This window comes from Paenibacillus jilunlii (assembly GCF_900102965.1).
Taxonomy (GTDB): Bacteria; Bacillota; Bacilli; order Paenibacillales; family Paenibacillaceae; genus Paenibacillus_AQ; species Paenibacillus_AQ jilunlii.
Genome location: NZ_FNGM01000012.1, coordinates 178,463 through 197,795 on the forward strand (window position 1 = coordinate 178,463; position 19,333 = coordinate 197,795).

Genomic DNA, 19,333 nt, shown 5'->3' on the forward strand with positions numbered 1-19,333 from the left:
AGCGGCTCCGCTGTCCTCTGCAAGAGGCAGTTTCCGTTATAGCGCTCAGTAAATACAGCGTAAATTTAAAACAGCTGCGGCCTTCAGGAGGCGCAGCTGTTTTTTGCCGAAAGCAGATAAATCAGCTCTCCGAGAATGTGACGGTGAAGATATTGAAGCCCGGACGGGCGGTTGAGGCCTTGCCGGTGATGGACAGCGGGCTTGTCCCGCCAAGCCGGCCGGAGATTTTGACTGTGCTGGCAGTAACCGTCTGAGCTGCATTGTCCAATCTCTTAATCCGCACATATTCACTGTACACAAAGCCCATTGTTTCCAGGGTCTCCTGTGTGGAGTAGGTAAAGGCCGCCTTCTTCACTCCATCTGCATCCGTATCCAGTGTAGTTGCTATAACGGCATCCGCCGGAATTGGAAAATCCTTCGGCAGATTAACCGGCCGTTCCGTGCTCTCCACCGGAGGGGCAGCAGTCCCGGCACCCGTTCCCGGGGTTCCTCCGGCTTCGGCACCTTTGCCGATTCTCACTTTATAGTTCGCGGCATCGTAAGTTATCGGCACCTTCAGAGCACCGGCGACCGAACGGATCGGCAGATAGGTGATGCCTTCGTAGGTGATAGGCGTTAAAGTTTTCCCGTTGCCGTCCTTCAGCCAATAAGGGGTGCCGTCCACGACCACACCGATGCTGTGGTTCAGATAGGCTTTGATCTGCTCCAGCTTCGCTCCCGCATATACACCTGCCGTACCGGTTATCGTCATGCCCGCGGCAACCGCGGCGATCAGCCATTTTTTCTTCAATAGAATCCTCTCCCTGTCTATATTTGATGATAGAGAATGATTAAGTCATCTTAATATATTTAATCACCAGAGAAAGTTTTTAACCTGCCATACTGTTAAAACAGTGCATTAGCGGGTAATTTCCAGAAGCTCGGACAGCTCCCGGATCTCATAAGTCGGATGAATGCCCGGAGCGCCTTCCTTGCCCAGCGGGTTGAACCAGCACGTATCGATTCCGTAATTAATCCCGCCCTGGATATCAGAGGTCAGCGAATCGCCGACGATCAGCACTTTGCCCCGGTCAGAGATCCCCAGCTTGGCAAAAGCATAATCAAAAATCCCCCTCTCCGGCTTCTGACACCCGGCCTCCTCGGAAATAATGATCTGCTCAAAGGTGCTGCTCAGCGGAGAGCCCTGAATTCTGGACAGCTGCACATCCTTGATTCCATTGGTAATAACCGCAAGTCTGCACCCGGCCAGCTCCCGGCATAGCTCTACCGCTCCCTGAATAAGGAACGTCCCTTCTCCCAGAAACTTCAGATATGCTTCACTGAATGCCTCAGGGCTCAGGTCCAGCTTGTGCGCGGCAAACAGCCGGTTGAACCGCTCGACCCGCAGCACGGCAGAGGTGGTCCGGCCCTGTTCCAGATCCTTCCACAGTGCCGCGTTGATTTCCTTGTAGCTCGCAGCATAATCCTCAGCACCCGCCGGCAGTCCAAAATGGGCAAAAGCATTGTACAGCGCCCTGCTCTCTGCCAGCCCATAGTCAAACAAGGTATCATCGGCATCAAATAAAATGACCTCATATTTCATCTTTCGTTTTCCCTCCAATTTCGTGTCTCGTCGACAAGCAGCAGCCATTTGCGATATAATTCAGACAGGCCTTTTCAAAAAATGTAATGGCGGTGATTGTCATTTTTTATGTTCTAGCGTTTCTGGTGTCCTTTTGCATCGTCTATTTGCTGATTCCTCCGCTTGGCAGGCTCGCATTCCGGCTTGATTTTGTGGACAAGCCCCGGCAGGATGTAGAGCGCAAAATACATAGGGAGCCCATTCCGCTTACAGCCAGCTATGCTATATTCATCGGATTTTTTATTACATATCTGCTGTTCACCCGCGATTTCTCGCTGGGTACTCTCGCCTTGTTCATTGGCGGTGTGCTCCTGCTGACCATAGGCACGATTGATGACTGGTACAAAACCAAAGGCAAGGACTTCCCGGCGCTGCCGAAATTCATCGTTCAGATCGCGGCGGCGATTCTGGTCTTTCTGTCGGGCAATGCGTTCACCGGATTCATCAACCCCTTCTCCGGCGATTATATCTCGCTGCCGGTGATCCTGCAATTTGTGCTGACTATTCTCTGGATCTTCGGTGTGACTACCGTGATTAATTTCTCGGACGGCATGGATGGTCTGGCAGGCGGTCTGACCGCTATTTCCGCAGTGACGCTGTTCGTAGTTGCTTTGGCGAAGGGACAATCCACCTCGGCTATGATGGCGATCACTCTGGTGGGCGTCACTATTGCCTACCTGCGCTACAACAAAGCTCCGGCCAAAATCTTTATGGGTGACGCAGGGGCCACCTTTCTCGGCTACATCCTGGCCGTAATCGCGCTGGACGGGGCGTTCAAGCAGGCGACGGTGCTGTCCCTGTTCATCCCGATTCTCGCGCTCGGCGTGCCAATCTTCGACAATTTGTTTGTCGTCATCAAACGGTTTGTACAAGGCAAGTCCATTTATCAGGCTGATGCGACCCAGGTCCATTACCGCCTGCTCAAGGCCGGCCTGAACCAAAAGCAGGTCGTTGCCGTGCTATATCTGGCCAGCGTCTGCCTGTCGCTGTCTTCCATTATTCTGCTGCTGATTCAAATCTGATCGCGGCTGGAACGGAAGCAGACTGGCATTGACACAAGTTGGAGCGGGCAACGTGCTGAACTTTGCACTGGCTGAGACGGACAACAGCATAGCAGCAAAAACACCCTTGATATCTGAGATCAAGGGTGTTTTTATGAGGTGCTTTATATTACTTTGGATTCGCACGTTTCCCGCTAGGCGGGCGGATTCCAGGAGGATTTTTACCCTTGCTTTGTTTGCTTCCACTCAGACGTGATAGCATCAAGAAGTATGTGTAACAGGCGTACGTATGTAAGAAGGCGTACGTGTCTTTTAAGGGACTCCGTCTCCGTAGCAGGTTAAGTGGAAAAAGGGCAACTAATTTGTTCAAGCACCGTGCGTTCTGCAGACTAAGTGGATATAGGGCAACTAATTTGGCTAATTTTGCTCTAAACAAGGTAATCTAGCCTTATTAGGTTCCTTATTTCCACTTAAATCTCACGATTGTTGATTTGTGGGAGAATTAAGTTTCCTTTTTCCACCTAATCACCTGCTGCTGGGGAAAGTGATTTCTCCGTTTCCGGCCAAGCGGAGAAATCAAAGGTATTTTTACCCTTGATTTCCCCGTTCCCGGTCAGTCGGGCAAAATCAAAGGTATTTTTACCCTTGATTCCCCCGTTCCCGGTCAGACGAGCGAAATCAAAGGTATTTTTACCCTTGATTTCCCCGTTCCCGGTCAGTCGGGCTAAATCAAAGGTATTTTTACCCTTGATTTCCCCGTTTCCGGTCAGACGGGCCAAATCAAAGGTATTTTTACCCTTGATTTCCCCATTCCCGGTCAGACGGGCGAAATCAAAGGCACTTTTACCTTTGATTCCCCCGTTCCCATCATTAATTTCAGGAACCCTCCTGAATATACTCATACAACCTCCGGTAAATGGCGACGATCTCCGGCAGGGGCATACGGACCAGGCCGCTGGACGAGGGGGCGACGAACTCCCTCACGCCGTCTACGATAGGAGGCTGATCATCCTGAAAGCCCCAGTCCGCCTTCGTGCGGCGGCTGAATTCCGTATAGACGCCCTTGCCGACAAAGCAGGCGATCTCCGGCCGGTAGCGTGCAAGCTTCTCCCGGAGAATCTGCCGGCCCCCGGCATACTCCTCGCGGGTAATATCCTCCGCACCACGCGTCGGGCGGGCGACGATGTTGGTGAAGCCCATGCCCAGCCGGAGCAGTTCCCCGTCCTCTGAAGCATCATAGAGACGGGGCGTCAGGCCGGAGCGCTCCAGAATGCGCCAGAAATTATTGCGCGGATTAGCGTAATGATGCCCCACTTCCCCCGAACGGAGGCTGGGATTGAACCCGATAAAAACAATCTGCAAGCCGTGGTCCAAGTGATCCGGCACTTCATCCATGGTATATCCCTCCCTCATGTAGAAGCTGGCGGTACAATGCTGTCCTGCACAATCGTTTCGCTGCTCAAGCTTGGCAGTATGAACACCTACGACTCTTCCCGCAACGCAATACAAGCAGGTGGAATCGGCTCTGACAACCACACTTCATTGCCTGCATAATAGAAGGTCACTCCCAAATGTACAGCCTTAACTGTATCCACGGTCAGCAGCACCAATTTACCCCTGCGGCTCCCGGCCAGGCTGGCAAAATGGAGCCCTTCCGATAAATGTATATACTGCCGTCCCATCGGCAGCAGCCCTTCCTTGAAGATCGCAGGCAGCGCGGCCTGATGCGTCCCATGATACAGAACCTCCGGCGGGCTTCCCGGCTCATATGTAAGCTTGGCATGACTATGGCCATACCGCGCTTTTATACGGTCTCCCTCTATGGCAAAGCGCTGCTTTTCACTGTTCCGGACGACCTGGCGGATGTCCTCTTCGGTGATCCCTGCCCATTTCGGGGCAGCATGGATGACACGCTGCAGATCCTCCAGCAGACAGGAGCCGTCCTCAGGATCAAGCAGCAAGCCATACTCTGCCGGTGTATGCCGGAGCAGCTTGGTCATAAATTTGCTGAGCGAAACCTCAGCGGCATGATTTAACATTTTTGCACCTCGTTCCTTGCTATCTTATACATTCATTATTATAAAAATCCGGAATGGAACGGCCTGCTATATGAGTTGAACCGGGGAACTTAAAAACTTGGAGAACACAATAAAGCTCATAAGAGACTGAACCTAAGTGGAAAAAGTAAAACTAATCAGCTGAAATCCTGGCTACCGAAGGTTTTAGTGGGATTTTGTACACATAATTCATGTAACTTTTTCCCACATAGGATGCTCCATAAGCCGAATGAGTTCGAATAGTGAACCTTTTTCCCACTAACGGACTGCCCTCTTCATTGATTGTTCTCCCCGCCTACAACCGCGGATCAACCGGATCGGATTCGAGCGACAGGGCGGCAAGCACGCATTCATGCATCCGTTCCAACGGCTCCTTGCGGATAAAGCGTTCCACCGACTCTACGCTGAGGGCACATTCCATCAGGGCATGGCGCTCTTTTTTGCCGGTTTTGCGCAGCTTAAGCCGGGCCAGATTGTCCGGCTGCAGATAGTCCATCCCGTATATAATGTGCAGGTACTTGCGGCCCCTGACTTTGATGGCAGGCTGGATTAAGCCTTTGCCGCTGCGGACAATGAAGGTTTCCGGCTTGATCACAATGCCTTCATGCCCGTCCTCGGTCAGCTCCTCCCACCAGCGGATCACATCGGCTTCATCAGCTTCACTGGTGACCGTCCGGAATTCCGTCTCCATAAAAAGCGGCGACACTCCGGCCAGCTCGCGGCCATGCTCCATATGCCAAAGATGGCTCTGGTCAAAAAAAGTCCGCCCGCTGTGCGCCAGCGTATGGAACGGAGCGATCCGGACGCCGTCAAGGCCGCTGGTGTCCCAGCAGTACTGCTGAAACGCTTCACGGAATACACGGGCGTTCTTCAGCTTGCCCTCCATCTCCTGTACCCAGCCTGACACGTCGCGTCCGGCATTTTCCGCTTCACGCAGCTTCCCCAGGAGCTGCTCGCGGTCCATAGCAGCAGCTTCTGCGACATGCGCGTACTGGGTTGCGATCAGCTCGCGCGCCTTCAGGTTCCACGGGATGATTTCGGCGTCAAGCAGCAGCAGATCGGTATCATAGCGGGCCCAGTAACCGGCTTGGTGCAAGTCCGAGCTCAACCGGGACAGCACTTCCGTCTCGGTGTCCTTGCCAAAGAAGGCCCGGCCGGTACGGGTGTAAACCGTGCCGAGCGTAGGACGGCCCACATAGGGCACAGCGGCGGCTTCATCCCGGAACAGCAGCAGAACGGCGCGGCTGCCCATGTGTTTTTTCTCCGCCACCATAGTCTTAACGCCCTGGGAACGGTAGTAAGCAATCGCTTCACGGGGATGTTCCAGGTACGCTTCATCGGCGGATACCGCCGGTGCCGGACTCATCGTAGGCGGAATGTAGACAAGCTCCTCCATAGGGATGGTGAAATGGGACACCGTGTCTATCGCCGCTTTTACAAATTCACCGCGCACAGAAATTTCGCCGTAGGCGTCCGTCATGACAGAGTACCCTTCCACGAGCTTGCGGAGATTAGGCGGGGAAAACCTCCCCCGTTCCCAGCGGATCAGCGGGCTGTCCGGGTCCCGGGCATAATCCTGATAAGCCTTGACGCTGACAAACTTCTGTTCAGGATAGCGGTAAGCGGTCAAAGAACCGCCAAAAACCGCACCCTGGTCAATATTAACCGTATTTTTCACCACTGTCGGGTAAGGTCTTGGATCATGTCCCCAGACGATAAGCTCCCCGGATTCATGTTCTACATACCACTCCTTGCGCACAGGGGCTCCTGTGGCATCCAAGCCGTCTGTATCGCCGTAGCGGCAGAAATCCTGTATCCGCTTGGATTGCTTGCCGATATATTCATCCCGGATTCCGGCATGGGCAACAACTACACGCCGAACCCCCTCACGGCACAGCACCAGATGGCTGGGTGCAGAGAGCAGAAACTGCTTCAACTCCTCTCTTAGCGCATCCGCTTCCTCCCCGCCTGCTTCAAGGGCAAGCTGTGCAAGCTCCGCGGCGATATTCTCATCGCCATGGCCCAGGGTTACCTGACGGCCGCTAAGGTAGCGGGCAATCTTCCAGCCGTGATTGCTGTCGATCATGCGGGCGGTCCCGGCATCGCAGTGCTTTTTCCAGAATCTCATCGTATCCAGCGATTTCGGTCCACGGCTCATCACATCTCCGACGGAGATCAAAGTTCTGCCGTCCGGATGCCGGTAGAGTCCTGCATCATCCGGTGTATACCCCAGCCGTCCCAGCAGCTCCAGCATTTCATCATAACAGCCGTGAATGTCGCCGATCACATCCACTCCTGCACCAATTTCAGCGAGCAGCGGGTTCTTTTTGCGGATAAACTGGACGGATTCGGTTTCTTTGAGCATATAAGTGAAGTCGAAGCCTTCGTCACGCAATCCGCGCAGCGAACGTTTGAACTGGACGAACTGCTGCTTCACACGCTGTCTGCCGCGCGGCTGGTCCCGGCTTTTATCCCGCTCTAACAGGGTCTGCTCCGGCAGATCCAGAATCCAGGCAGCACAGGGGAGATCATGTCCGGCTGCCAAATCGATATACTTCCTGCGGTATTCCGGCTGCAGATGTGTGGCATCCACCACCGTCAGCTTGCCCAGCCGGCAGCGCATCGACACCACGGTATTCATCGCCTCAAAAGCCAGATTCGACAGCAGCTGATAATCTCCGTACAGAATGTCTGCTTCCTCCCGGGGGCGGCCTTTCCAGTCGATGTATTCAACATCCCCCACCAGTGTCCGGTAATCATCTGAAGAGACGATCTCCGTCTGCAGCAGTACACCTTCTTGCACCAGTCTGCGGAGCAGGGTCGTTTTGCCGCTGTTCGAAGGCCCGACGAGCACAACAATGCCTCCGTGCGGAAAAGGAATCACCCGCTGCCCTTCTTGTCTGTCAGTCATTACAACGTATCCTCCTTCGTAAATATGGCCATCTGCGTCGGGTATCCATAATCCTGCACGAATTCGCCAATCCCGCTCAGCCGGACGGAATAGTTATAAGCCTCAGTCCAGCGGGAACACCATGCGGCAAAAGCTTCCCGGCTCCACTCAAAACGGTGGTCCCCATGGCGCATTTCCTCCTGATCCATCTCATATACTTCGTTGTATTCCTTGTTCGGTGTAGTAATAATCAGCGCCCCAGGAGCATATTCGTGAAAAATCGTCTCCATCACCCGGCCAAGCCGGTATTCATCAATATGCTCGATAACCTCGCAGAGAATCATCACATCCTTGCTCCGCAGCGATTCATCGTAATAGAACAGCGATCCCGTCACCGGCTCCGGTACAGGAACACCAGCCTTTCCCTCCAGCCTGGCGAAACGATCCATCGCCCGCAATTGTGCCGTGGCGGAAGGCTCCACCGCCTTAATCTCGCGCACCCCCGGCACACTGCTGAGCCTCGCGGAGAGTTTCCCTTCCCCGGAGCCGAAGTCCACGATGCTGCGCCTCAGCGAAAGATTCTCCACCACGTCCGCGATCGCGGCATAACGCAGATCATTCAGCCTGACCTTTGGTGCTGCGCCAGCCTCGGCCGCAGCTGCTGCCACCCGCGGGAACAGGGCTTCCTTTTCAGCCGTCTCAGCCATTTCTCCTGATGCTTCATCCGGCGCCTGAGTCCCTTCCAGAGGATCGCCACCGGACGTCAGACTCTCATATTGCCGGATGGCATCAGCAAAACGCAGGGTGCGCTTCAGAATCAGCCCGCGCTGGGGATGATCCTCCAGCCATCCTTCCCCGTAACGCCTGATTTTGTCCACCTCATCCTCGCTGATGTAGTAATGCTTGTAGTCATCCAGTGCAGGAATCAGCACGAACAGCTGACGGAGCGCCGTCTGCAGCGTCTGCATCCCCTTAAGCCTGATATACCGTACAGAGCTGCGGCTCTTCAGATCAAAGGTATAGCCGGCATGCCCGCGCTCCAGCATTACCTCATAGCCCAGAGCAGTGAACAGCCCCTCCAATACCACATCCGGCAAATTGGATGCGACAGGCCCAAAGGTCAGCTCCAGGGCCAGCTTCCGCTCAACCCACGGCAAGTAAGCTTCCTTCGTTTTGCCGTTCAGCGCCGTGCCGAGCGCGGAACGGATGTAGGTGCAGAACAGGCTGCTCACCACAAATTCACGGTCATTGATATACTGCGTAATATCATTGTGCGCCGAAGAAGCGCCTTTTACCAGCTCAACCGGGTCCGGCGTAACAAAAATAACCGCTTCCGCTTCTTCCTCCGAAGAGGCGGTGAAGACGATGCGCACCCGGGCATCTTTTTCCATCCGGTCGTACAGGTTATTGGGATTTTTGGCCAGCAGGCGGGACAGCATACCCGCCCCCGCGCCAGCCGCTCTAATGATTAAATGCATAGAGTCCATCTCTCCTTAACGTCACTTGATTTTCTCTCTACGGGGTTCAGCGGCTCTCACCGCCCCATACCTCAAGCAGTGCGGAACGAAACAGTTCATCCAGCACGTTGTCTTCTACCCCGTTCCCTGATCCAAACCGGGCCGCACTCTCTTCAAAATGGCTGATCTGCTGCTCCAGGTACTTGTTAATACCCTCAATCCGCGGCTCCAGATTCAGCTCATCGCCTGACATTTTGCGGACCAGCAGCCTATCGACCGTTTCTCTCAGTTCGCTGCCTTCAGGAATCAGGTCTTGTACCAGCGTGGTGAAGTCGAGGGGCGGCACCTCCTGATATTTCTCAATCCAGGCGCTGGCCAGAAGCGGACGGAGAACATAGAAGTACTTCTTGATCTTGACCTCGCTGCCTTGCAGGTAAGTCCGGTAATTTCCCCGGGCCATGTGAAGATAATGATACACACAGGATTTGGGCGAAAATCCTAGCGGCGACAAGCTGCGGATACTCTCCGCCACAGTGTAGTTCTCTTCATATCGGATCGGAGATTGCAGCCACTCCAGCAGCGGCGGGTTGGATTTGCGGAAAAGGATAAGCCCCTTTTTCAGGTCCCATCCGTTGATATCCAGCAAGTTACTGATGGGTCGTTCAATAACATCCCGCTGCTCGAAGATCGACAGGTACGCTTCCGGGCGCCGCAGATAAAGGAACCGCACATCATAGTCACTGTCTTTGGAAGGGAACCCCCAGGCCCTGCTGCCGGATTCACAAGCATACAGGATACGGACATTCTCCTCCGCTTCGATAGCACGAAGCTCGCGGATAATGGATGTATGAATATCTGACATTGTGCATCTCTCCTTTTCTTGTCCACAACAAAATACAAAAAAGCCATGGACTCCATCGTCCATGGCCAGTCTGCCGCTATGCAAATTCAGGCATATGATTACCGGAAAACAACTATATATGCTGCTGCCGGAAATACAGAAACCGCTGCAAAGGCTGACCTTCCAAACGAGGCGGACCGCTGAACAGGAAACATATTGGGATTATGAGGGTACGAATGTTTTCTTTGTTCATTCATCTGGCCCTGACCTCCTAAAGTTTGTGAATGTTAATATTTCCAAAAGCATAATTCAAGGTTCCAGGTTTTGTCAACCTGAACTGATGTCAGCACACACCTCACCCTGGGCAAAAAAGAGTGCCCCCGCCGGAACAATTACCGGACAAGGGGCACAGGGGAAAGGGTACTGCAATTACATCCCATTTTACGGAAGCAACGACTTCAGACCTGGTGTTATATCCTTCGCGTGTAATGCTGCATAATCTATTGATCCGTTTTTATAATTCAGCTTGACCAGATAATCGCCATTCTTACCCTGAAAGTTACGCTGGCGGCTCAAAATATCATTGATCAGTTCCGCGCTCTTAACCATAGCCGTACGGTTCTCATTGCGGGCCAGCTCCAGATGTTTTGGGGCGTCGAACCGCTCCCCCTCCGGGAGCTTGCCGGCATAATCATCCTTGATCAGCTCGGCAGATAGGATATCCGCTGCTGTAATACGGACTTTGTCCGCATATCCTTTTTGAACCAGCCAGCTCTCTAATTCGTGAAAGGAAGGTTTCCAGTCGTAGCTAAAATTGAACCCATACCCTTTATAACCCGGCTTGCTGTTTAATTGTATGGACGCTACCGGCTTCTGATCCCCAATCTGGTCTTCATAGCTCATATTCAGGATTTCCTGCTTCAGTAACCCGTTAAATTCCTTAATCTCTTGCGGATCAGAGATACTGACAGCCTTAGCATCGTTAATGGAACCAAGGCGGATGCTCTCTACGTCCTCATCCAGCTGGTAAAGCCCATATTCATTCTGTTTGAAGCCCCGGCTTTCCATCACAGCCTTCATCTCCGGTTCAAACCCTCTGCCCGGTATCCAGTATTGACGCACCAGCTTCCGCCCGTTGTCCAATTGATAGACAAGAGTGAACATTTGGGTCCCCTGGACATAGCTATCTGCCGAATCCGTTATTTCCGGACGCACGGTTACAAGGGTATGATGAAGCCTGCGTACAGCTTCGATATACTCTTTATCGTTCGTATAGATGTCGGGTTTATCCAATGGGGCGTCATGATCCACATCCGAAAAATTTGCGTTTGCACTGTAAGAGTACACCCTTCCATATGAATCATCGTTGTACATCCTGTAATTACTCCCGGCATACACTCCAGTGATATGTTCCGCAGCCGGCACCCGGTCCTCATATCCGGTTAATCCGGACACCGGGATGTAGACCAGCAAACCCAGCAGTACCCCATAGACCGCAAATTCCAGCGGTACTCTGCGGGACAGGATCTGCCAGGTTTTGCGGATAATCATCTCTGCCGCGATATAGCCAAGCAGCGCCCCTACAAGATGGCTGCAGAGAATCCAGCCCACCTGATGCGGTTTAACGGCGGCAAAATACGTCCCCGCCAGGAGCATCGCACACAGCATAACCCCGGCTTTGAACAGCGGGTTGAAATAGGTGAAGGCAATCGCCTGACCGGACTTTTCCGCGCTGCGCTTGCGGTACAATATATAGGAAAAGACGATGAACACAAGCGACAACGCGCTGTACGCCCATAATTCTCCCGTACTGAAGGGCTCTTCCCCCAGAACAATAAGATGTAATAAAGGCGACCAGATCAATCTGTCCTCACTGAGGCCAAACGATTCCGGGTAACCATAGAGATACATGCTGAGATGGAGATTGACAAATTGAATCAGCGCCGCCGGAAGGATCAGCAGAATATAAATGATAATTCCCTGGAGAACAGTTTGTCCCGTGCAGATGCCGACAAAAATGCTGAACACAAAGAGAAACAGCGTAAGAATGCTGACCGTCAGGCACCAGTTCCAGATCTCCGTTCCATGATAAATGTACATGTTTCCGTTCATCGGAGTAACAATTGCCGTGACTGCAGCAGTTAGCCATACCGGCAGCAGCAGCAGTCCTAATCCGCTAGCCAGATGCGCCGTAAGCAAATGCTCCCTCCGCAGCGGAAGGCTGTGCCACAGATCGGAAGCCCTTCTGGACTGCAAATAGCGGAACAGGAACAGCCCGGCAGCTGCCGGCAGCGAGATGATGAACAGCATTTGTATATTCCCGCCCACGCGGAACAGGGTATCTATCTTCTGCGGATCTGCACCCGGATAATTGTTCATGAAGAGCTGCAGCGGAAGCGAGAACAGCAAGCCCAAGGTATAGATGATTCCTATCCAGCCGTGCTGGCGCAAATTCTGGCGGATAACACTGCTGTTAAAGAAGTATCGGCTGCGCATCATACCCGGCATCCCCCATTTCATAAATAAAGATTTCCTCCAGTGTCAAGGGAAGCAGATCGAACACGTATGGCTCATAGACGTGGATCACTTTCGAAATCCGCTCCCGGTCGCCTTTTACGATATACAGATCCACGCTGCCCCGCCGCTCCTGATGGAGAATTTGCAGCTTGGCCGCCAGTGCCGCCGCATGACGCTCATCACGAAAAGCTACCTGAACCTTATGCGTATCCGCCTTAAGATCATCCAGATCCTTCTCGACCAGCATCCGGCCTTGGTGCATAATGCCGACATGGTCACACAGATCCTCGATCTCCCGCAGATTATGCGAAGAGATCAGCACGGTCAGCTCCCGCTCGGCGACCTCCTGGAACAGAAGATTCTTGATCTGGCGGCGCATTACGGGGTCCAGACCGTCAATCGGCTCATCCATAATCAGCACATCCGGTCTACAGCTTAGCGCAAGCCAAAAGGCCGCCTGGCGCTGCATGCCCTTGGAGAAACGGCTTAGCTTGCGTCCCATATCGAGCCGGAATACCGTGCCCAGCTCCTCAAAACGTTTATCGCTGAAGCCCGGATAAACCGAACGGTAGAAGGCTGCCATCGTCTTGAGCGAGGCCTGCGGGAAGAAGTACGGGCTGTCCGGCATAAAAATGAGGCCCTGCTTCACCTGCGGGCTCTCAAATACCGGCTGGCCGCCGATCTTGACGGTTCCTTCCTCAGGCCGGTAGATGCCGGCAAGTGTTTTCAGCAGGGTGGTTTTCCCTGCCCCGTTTGAACCGAGCAGGCCATAAATGGCCCCTTTATGTACCGTCAGCGACAGGCTGTCGACAGCCTTTTCTCCCTGAAAGCTTTTACTGACTCCGCGTATTTCGATCATGGCTATTCTCCCTTCTCTCTCTGCTCCAGCACCTGACGGTACAATGCCCCAATTTCATTTTCGGTAAATCCGAGATAGACCGCTTCTGCCATCAGGCGCAGCAGCTCTTCCCGGAGTCCTGCTCTTTTGCTCTCGTTCTGTCCCTGCTGCAGCGGAGCCACAAAGCTCCCTTTGCCCTGTAAAGAATAGATATAGCCTTCCCGCTCCAGTTCACGGTAGGCCTTCTGAATGGTATTGGGATTCACTGTAAGCTGTGAGGACAAGGTTCTTACCGATGGAAGCTGCTCATCCGCGCGCAAAATCCCGTGCATGATCAGCTCCTTGACCTTATCGTTCAACTGCTCGTAGATCGGCTTACGGCTGCGGACATCCAATTCGAACATAACAGTCCTCCTTTCGTGTGCTGTATCCGGCAAACATTCCATATAGATTGAACTTGTGATTTTTCTATTTCGGGATAGGTCGTGACTACAGAGAATGTTTGGACTTCCGGCCACTGCCCATCTGCAGATTTCTTGATTAATACCGTTGTTTACGGTGGAAATCCGCAGACAAAGGCGGACGCATTCGCTCCTACAGTTCCAAACTTCTCTTCCGCCACTTTTCCCTGTTTATATATTTTCAAGTTCAACCTGTATAGTGTATTAACTGTACTACTATTATTAATACAGTATTATACTGCTGTCAACATAAAAAGAAGCGGCTCCGCAAAAGAGCCGCTTAATCTTTTCTGAGCTGGAACTACCGCTCCAGCACCGCCGGTTCAGCAACCGCCGCCGGCTCCTCGGGCTTGCGCCGCTTGTCGCTCAGGAGCGCGAACAGTATTCCCGGAATCATCAGCAGGCCGGCAAAAACAAAGGTCCGGCGGAATCCCTCAACAGCCGCCTGCTGCATCCCGTTCCCTGCTTGAGACAAGAGCAGCTTGGCTTCCCGGAATTGATTGGCGCTGTCCGCTGCAAAAGCCTTTTGTTCCGCAGGCGGAAGCTTTGCCGCAGCAAGCTCTACCGCATGTACCACGGCTGCCGCAGGATCAGCTTTGCCGCTCTTTCCTCCCATCGGCGCAGTCCCCTCCTTACTGATGGAAGCTACTGCTTCCGCCAGAACATTTTTGACAAGGGGCTGCAGCTTAACATCTGCCTGAACGGCCTCAGACAGGTGAGTCCCCGCCTTCCCCAGCTCACTGTCCATGTTATGCTGCAGCACAGTCACTATAAGAGCTACCCCAATGACGCTGCCCAGCGACTTCGCCATATTGGTGACTCCCGAAGAAATGCCCACCTTGTCATCCGGAACATTGCGGACGGCGGAAGACATCACCGGCGCCATCGTAAGGCCTATGCCGACACCTGCCACCAGCAGGCGCACCACCACCTCCGCCACCGCCGAGTCAGCGTGAAGCCCGCTCATGGAATACATCGCACCGCCCGTGATTACGATGCCTGCTGCAGCGAACAGATGGCTGCCGTATTTCGCGGACAGCGGCCCGGAAACCGCCGAACTGACGATTGAGCCCACAGCGACCATGGACAGCACAAGCCCGGCCCTTAGTTCAGTCATCCCCATCATCCGCGTCAGGAAGAAGGAGGTCAGCAGGGAAAGATTCATCAGCGCCGCACCGACAATCAGCAGGGTCAGGGAAGCATTGTTGAAGGTGCGTATCCGCATCAGCGACAAAGGCAGCATAGGCTTCTTCCCTTTCCACTGTGTGAGGATGAACAGCAGCAGGAACACTACTCCCGCACCCAGCAGCGCAAGGGTCTTTCCTGAACTCCAGCCATAATCCTGCACCTTGATCAGTGCGTACGTAATGAAGAACATCGCACCGGTAATTCCAAGGGTTCCTCCATAGTCAATTGAACGGCCTGCGGTATCATCCCGCGATTCCTTAATAAAGACAGCCGTCAGCACAATGCTAAGCACACCCAGCGGCACGTTTACAAAAAAGATCCACTCCCAGCTCAGGTTCTGCGTCAGAATCCCGCCAAGCGCCGGACCGCTCGCCGCAGCCACCCCCGAGACGGCTCCCCATATGCCAATAATCAGGCCATGCATCTCTTTGGGAAAAGTGGTCGTGGTCAGAGGAATGGTGACCGGAACAATAATAGCCCCGGCCAGACCCTGGATCACCCGCAGCAGAATCAGCATCCCCAGGGATGTTGCAAACCCGGCAAGCAGAGAGGTCAGAGTAAATAGAGCAACTCCAAAAATAAACACTTTCTTGCGGCCAAATTGATCAGCCAGCCGGGAAGCAGTCAGGATGAACACGGCAAAAGCCAGGTTATACCCGTTCATCACCCAGGAAATCCGCGACACACTCCCGCCGAAATGGCGCGTCATCTCCGGCAGGGCGATATTAATAATCGTCGTATCCAGCAGCGCCATAAAAAATCCAAGTACGATTGCTGTAAAAGATAAAGCTCTGCGCATTCTTACACTCATTTTCATCAGCCTCCAAAGACCCTCTAAAATATGAACTTCAGTTCATGTTTTTGATTATATGAACTATAGTTCATATTTGTCAACCATTAAATATGAACTTTAGTTCAACATTTATTGACAGCCTGAATTCCCTCCTCTACAATCAGTACTACAAGGGGGAGCAATCTGACATGAGTGATATGGAAGACAAGATCAGAACACCACGGCAGGAACGCAGCATCCGGACCAAGGAGGCTATTGTCCAAGCCGCCATGAAGCAGTTTTCGGACAAGGGTTTCCATCAGACCAATACCAAGCAAATCGCAGCGGCGGCCGGAGTATCGACTGGCAGCTTCTATTCCTATTTTGTGGATAAAAGAGCGGTTTTCATCGCTGTGCTCAAGAACTATGGTGCAGATCTTCTGGCCCGGATTGACGCTTCGATGTCAGAGATCAACTTCTTAACCATCGACCGCTCCGAGCTGATCATGCATCTGGTCGACACCCTTCTGATCTCCCATGAGGCCTTTAAAGGCTACCATAGAGAGCTGACCGTCATGTACCACAGCGATGAGGAGATTAAGCAGTTAATGGATGCACAGTATGAAGCAGGCCGCGTCAGAACACTCGAATATCTGCAGATGGGACAGGATGAGCTAAAAACAGAAGACATGGAGGCCGCTTCTGTGATCGTGTTCGAAACGGTAAGCGCCATCGTTGACGTTATCTCCTTCTCCCAGCAGCGTATTGCGACTGAACGGCTGAAATCCGAGCTGGTACATATGATCGTAAGTTATTTGTACAAATGACGCGGCTCAGGCGCGCATTCTGTTGCACTTTCTGCAGCAGAAGTTCTCATATATCGGTCGAAAAGCTCAATCTATTGCCCGAAGTTTAATCATGCCAAAAACCAACTAATCCACAACAAAAAGAGCAAGCAGCGAGGATGATTTCACCTCAAAGCTTGCTCTTTTGGTATCCTGACAATCGTTAACGTTTGTCCTTCCAAAAATTCACCGGCTCGATATCCTTCGTGATAATCTCGAAGGTGTAGCCTTCTTTCTTCAGCGATTCCAGCAGGCGCGGCAGCACCTTAAGTGTTGCTTTCTGGTCATGCATCAGAATAATGGGACTGGTTTTGGACTTATGCAGCTTATGCACCTGGCCCATTACGGTATTGTAGATGGTAACACTGTCTTCTTTATATTTCCAGTCATCGGAATCCACGTTCCAGTCCCACAGGTGATAGCCTTGACCCAGTACTTTGTCTCTGAAGGTTTTAGTGAAATACGGCTTGCTGCCATATGGAGTACGGATCAGGGTTGTGCCGGTGCCGGTAATCTTCCGCAGCACAGCGTTGTCCCCGTTCATTTCAGCCAGCGCGGCAGAGGCAGAAGCATAGAATTTCTCTTTGCGGTGCGTCATGCCGTGCAGTCCGAACCCGTTCCCTTCTTCCACGATCCGCTTAACCTGGGAAGGATAGCGGTTCATGTTCGGTCCAAGCATAAAGAATGTAGCCTTGACCCCATACTTGTCCAGAATGTCCAGCAGCTCAGACGTTGTAGCAGACGGGCCGTCATCAAAAGTCAGATACAAGGTTTTTCCCGGCTTCGCCGCCGGCGGATTCTGTGCAGGTTCCGCTGGCGCAGGCGGCGCCAGTTCTTGTTGGTACTTGCTTACGAACGCAGTATCATCCAGTGTAGCTGAACCATCCTGGACACGGAGTAAATATTTATCCGGTTCAAAGGATATTCTATATCCTAGGTAAGCGCTGATCTTCAGCGGGACCATCAATGTTCCATCCCGGAGAAATGTGTCTGCCTTGGCAATTGTCCCATCCTGAAGCCGGGCTCCCTCATTGTTCCCCAGCAGACGGAGTGTGCGTCCCCCGCCATCCACCTGAATGCCATCCGGAAGACCGGTGAGGGTCCACTTCAGCTCAGTTGCCAAAGCGCGGAGCGGGACATAATAGGTGCTTTTTTCCGAAATGGCTGTGATTCCGGTTAAGGAGTCGTTCACCCCAAGCTTCAAAGATCTGTTTGCTCCCGCTGCACCTGCTGTGGTTTGCAGAATTCCGAAGCAAAGAAAAAATGACATGAATAATAGCACTACTTTTTTGATAGGCACGTGAAACAATCCCCAATCTATGTATATTTACCTACTACTTTAGCATAAATAGATATAACGTAATTTGAGAGATTGTAACCATGAGCACAAAAAATTGTAACTGTTTCGCTATGAGAAATGACATATCGTCATTTTTTTCAGAAAGCAATCAAATTTTATCGAGTGCTGTCACAGCAAGAAAAAACCGCAAAATCAGGATGTTTTCAGCTTAAATAATTGTGACGAAAACAGTAACAATTGTGAAATCGTGAACAAAATTTGAACTTTCTTAAAATAACCTTAAGGCGCACCGTTACTGTGATCTTTATCATACATTAAGATTCTTGTAACAATTTGATCACATATATTTAACCGAATGTACATTTTTAAGGACTATTGTGTATTTTATTACAAAATATGTATTTTGCATTATGGGTAAGTAGTTCTTACTATAGATACAGGTTAATGTTTGCCCGCAACGATCGGCGAATGAAAAGAACTATTGAAGGAAGGAGTTCTATATGAAAAAAAAGGGACCGTTATACGCTTTGTTTCTCAGCCTCATCCTCCTCCTGCCGGGATGCAGTTCACTCACCGTTCTGAACCCGAAGGGGCCGTCTGCCCGAACTTTATCTGACACCATTATCCTTTCCATTCTGGTTATGCTTGGTGTTCTGGCGGTTGTCTACATCTTATATATCTTTGTGCTGGTAAAATACCGGGCCAAGAAAAGCAATGAAGGATACATTCCAGAGCATGAGGAGGGCAATAAGGTCCTCGAAACGATCTGGATCGTCATCCCGATCATTATCGTGGCCTTCCTGTCCGTCGTGACGGTCAAAACGACCAACGCCGTCGAGAATCAGGCCAAAGAGTATAAAGACCAGACTCCGCTGGTTATCTACGCCTCTTCCTCCAACTGGAAATGGCATTTCAGCTATCCGGAGGAAGGCATTGAAACCGTAAACTATGTGAATATGCCGGTTCACCGGGCAGTAGAGTTCAGAATGTACTCATTCGGTTCCATTACCAGTCTGTGGATTCCGCAGCTTGCCGGACAAAAGTACGCCATGAGCGACATGCTCACAACGCTTCACCTTTCCGCAGATACAGAAGGCTCTTATATGGGCAGAAATGCCAACTTTAGCGGTAAAGGCTTCGCCCACATGGAGTTTGAAGCGCTGGTCATGAGCAGTAAGGATTACGAGGACTGGGTGAAAGAGGTCAAGGAAACCGCTCCGAAGCTTACGGAGAAGGAATTCAAAGGCCTGCTCGCCACCGATTATCTTGGACGCAAAACCTATTCATCCACCCATCTTGAATTCAGCCCTCCTCCGGGAGAACACAGCGAGCATATGAGCGGCGGCGGCAAAGAGATGGATATGGATAATGGTAATATGGACCATCAGGACAATAAGGAAATCCATCCTTCACCGGAGCCTTCCAGCGAGACGGAGTTCGACAGTCAACCGAATCCCGAAGTCGAACAGCCCCTGCCAAGCTCACCGGTGGATGAACATACACACGACAGCAATTCTTAATGACATGCTTGAAGAAACAACCTGA

The 19,333-nt window shown here is 52.1% G+C and carries 16 protein-coding genes; 3 read left to right on the forward strand and 13 right to left on the reverse strand.

The features are described 5' to 3' along the window. Window positions 1-121: 121 nt before the first annotated feature. Window positions 122-790 (reverse strand): stalk domain-containing protein, encoded by a 669-nt coding sequence (locus BLQ82_RS20320; RefSeq protein WP_062519268.1) that lies wholly within the window; start codon window positions 788-790, stop codon window positions 122-124. A 108-nt stretch (window positions 791-898) separates the two neighbouring features. Next, entirely contained in the window at window positions 899-1,582 is a 684-nt protein-coding gene (locus BLQ82_RS20325) for a YjjG family noncanonical pyrimidine nucleotidase (RefSeq protein ID WP_062519270.1), read from the reverse strand. A gap of 86 nt (window positions 1,583-1,668) precedes the next feature. Here BLQ82_RS20325 and BLQ82_RS20330 point away from each other — a divergent pair, with 86 nt between their 5' ends. Beyond that, a complete protein-coding gene (locus BLQ82_RS20330) occupies window positions 1,669-2,643 on the forward strand; it encodes an MraY family glycosyltransferase (RefSeq protein WP_208810771.1) in 975 nt (324 codons plus the stop codon). Window positions 2,644-3,143: 500 nt separating this feature from the next. Here BLQ82_RS20330 and BLQ82_RS20340 read toward each other — a convergent pair whose 3' ends face one another. The 10 genes from BLQ82_RS20340 to BLQ82_RS20385 form a co-directional block, all read right to left on the reverse strand. Then, the gene (locus tag BLQ82_RS20340) at window positions 3,144-3,524 is read right to left on the reverse strand and encodes a hypothetical protein (protein WP_074648447.1); all 381 of its coding nucleotides are present in this window, start codon (window positions 3,522-3,524) and stop codon (window positions 3,144-3,146) included. After that, entirely contained in the window at window positions 3,499-4,017 is a 519-nt protein-coding gene (locus BLQ82_RS20345) for a mismatch-specific DNA-glycosylase (protein WP_143013503.1), read from the reverse strand. The genes BLQ82_RS20340 and BLQ82_RS20345 overlap by 26 nt, the downstream gene beginning before the upstream one ends. 86 nt (window positions 4,018-4,103) lie before the next feature. Next, on the reverse strand, window positions 4,104-4,661 hold the full coding sequence (locus BLQ82_RS20350) for an RNA 2'-phosphotransferase (protein ID WP_062519278.1): 558 nt from the start codon (window positions 4,659-4,661) through the stop codon (window positions 4,104-4,106). A 313-nt stretch (window positions 4,662-4,974) separates the two neighbouring features. After that, on the reverse strand, window positions 4,975-7,590 hold the full coding sequence (locus BLQ82_RS20355; protein ID WP_062519280.1) for a polynucleotide kinase-phosphatase: 2,616 nt from the start codon (window positions 7,588-7,590) through the stop codon (window positions 4,975-4,977). Further along, window positions 7,590-9,047: a 3' terminal RNA ribose 2'-O-methyltransferase Hen1 gene (locus BLQ82_RS20360; protein WP_062519283.1), complete on the reverse strand. Its 1,458-nt coding sequence runs from the start codon at window positions 9,045-9,047 to the stop codon at window positions 7,590-7,592. The genes BLQ82_RS20355 and BLQ82_RS20360 overlap by 1 nt, the downstream gene beginning before the upstream one ends. A gap of 46 nt (window positions 9,048-9,093) precedes the next feature. Continuing rightward, window positions 9,094-9,888: a nucleotidyltransferase domain-containing protein gene (locus BLQ82_RS20365; RefSeq protein WP_062519285.1), complete on the reverse strand. Its 795-nt coding sequence runs from the start codon at window positions 9,886-9,888 to the stop codon at window positions 9,094-9,096. A 420-nt stretch (window positions 9,889-10,308) separates the two neighbouring features. Continuing rightward, the gene (locus BLQ82_RS20370; RefSeq protein ID WP_163704335.1) at window positions 10,309-12,387 is read right to left on the reverse strand and encodes a DUF6449 domain-containing protein; all 2,079 of its coding nucleotides are present in this window, start codon (window positions 12,385-12,387) and stop codon (window positions 10,309-10,311) included. Next, on the reverse strand, window positions 12,341-13,243 hold the full coding sequence (locus BLQ82_RS20375; protein WP_062519294.1) for an ABC transporter ATP-binding protein: 903 nt from the start codon (window positions 13,241-13,243) through the stop codon (window positions 12,341-12,343). Before BLQ82_RS20375 ends, BLQ82_RS20370 begins: the two co-directional genes overlap by 47 nt. 2 nt (window positions 13,244-13,245) lie before the next feature. Beyond that, a complete protein-coding gene (locus BLQ82_RS20380; RefSeq protein ID WP_062519296.1) occupies window positions 13,246-13,626 on the reverse strand; it encodes a GntR family transcriptional regulator in 381 nt (126 codons plus the stop codon). Between the two features lie 358 nt (window positions 13,627-13,984). Further along, a complete protein-coding gene (locus BLQ82_RS20385) occupies window positions 13,985-15,682 on the reverse strand; it encodes an MFS transporter (protein ID WP_062519299.1) in 1,698 nt (565 codons plus the stop codon). A 170-nt stretch (window positions 15,683-15,852) separates the two neighbouring features. On the opposite strand from BLQ82_RS20385, the gene BLQ82_RS20390 reads away from it, so the two are divergent. After that, window positions 15,853-16,470 carry a TetR/AcrR family transcriptional regulator gene (locus BLQ82_RS20390; RefSeq protein ID WP_062519301.1) on the forward strand — a complete coding sequence of 206 codons (618 nt, stop codon included), beginning with the start codon at window positions 15,853-15,855 and terminating at the stop codon, window positions 16,468-16,470. Between the two features lie 181 nt (window positions 16,471-16,651). Here BLQ82_RS20390 and BLQ82_RS20395 read toward each other — a convergent pair whose 3' ends face one another. After that, window positions 16,652-17,692, reverse strand: a complete 1,041-nt coding sequence (locus BLQ82_RS20395) for a polysaccharide deacetylase family protein (RefSeq protein ID WP_244280890.1) — start codon at window positions 17,690-17,692, stop codon at window positions 16,652-16,654. Window positions 17,693-18,288: 596 nt separating this feature from the next. On the opposite strand from BLQ82_RS20395, the gene qoxA reads away from it, so the two are divergent. Continuing rightward, window positions 18,289-19,308: a cytochrome aa3 quinol oxidase subunit II gene (gene qoxA, locus BLQ82_RS20400; RefSeq protein WP_062519578.1), complete on the forward strand. Its 1,020-nt coding sequence runs from the start codon at window positions 18,289-18,291 to the stop codon at window positions 19,306-19,308. Window positions 19,309-19,333 lie beyond the last annotated feature (25 nt).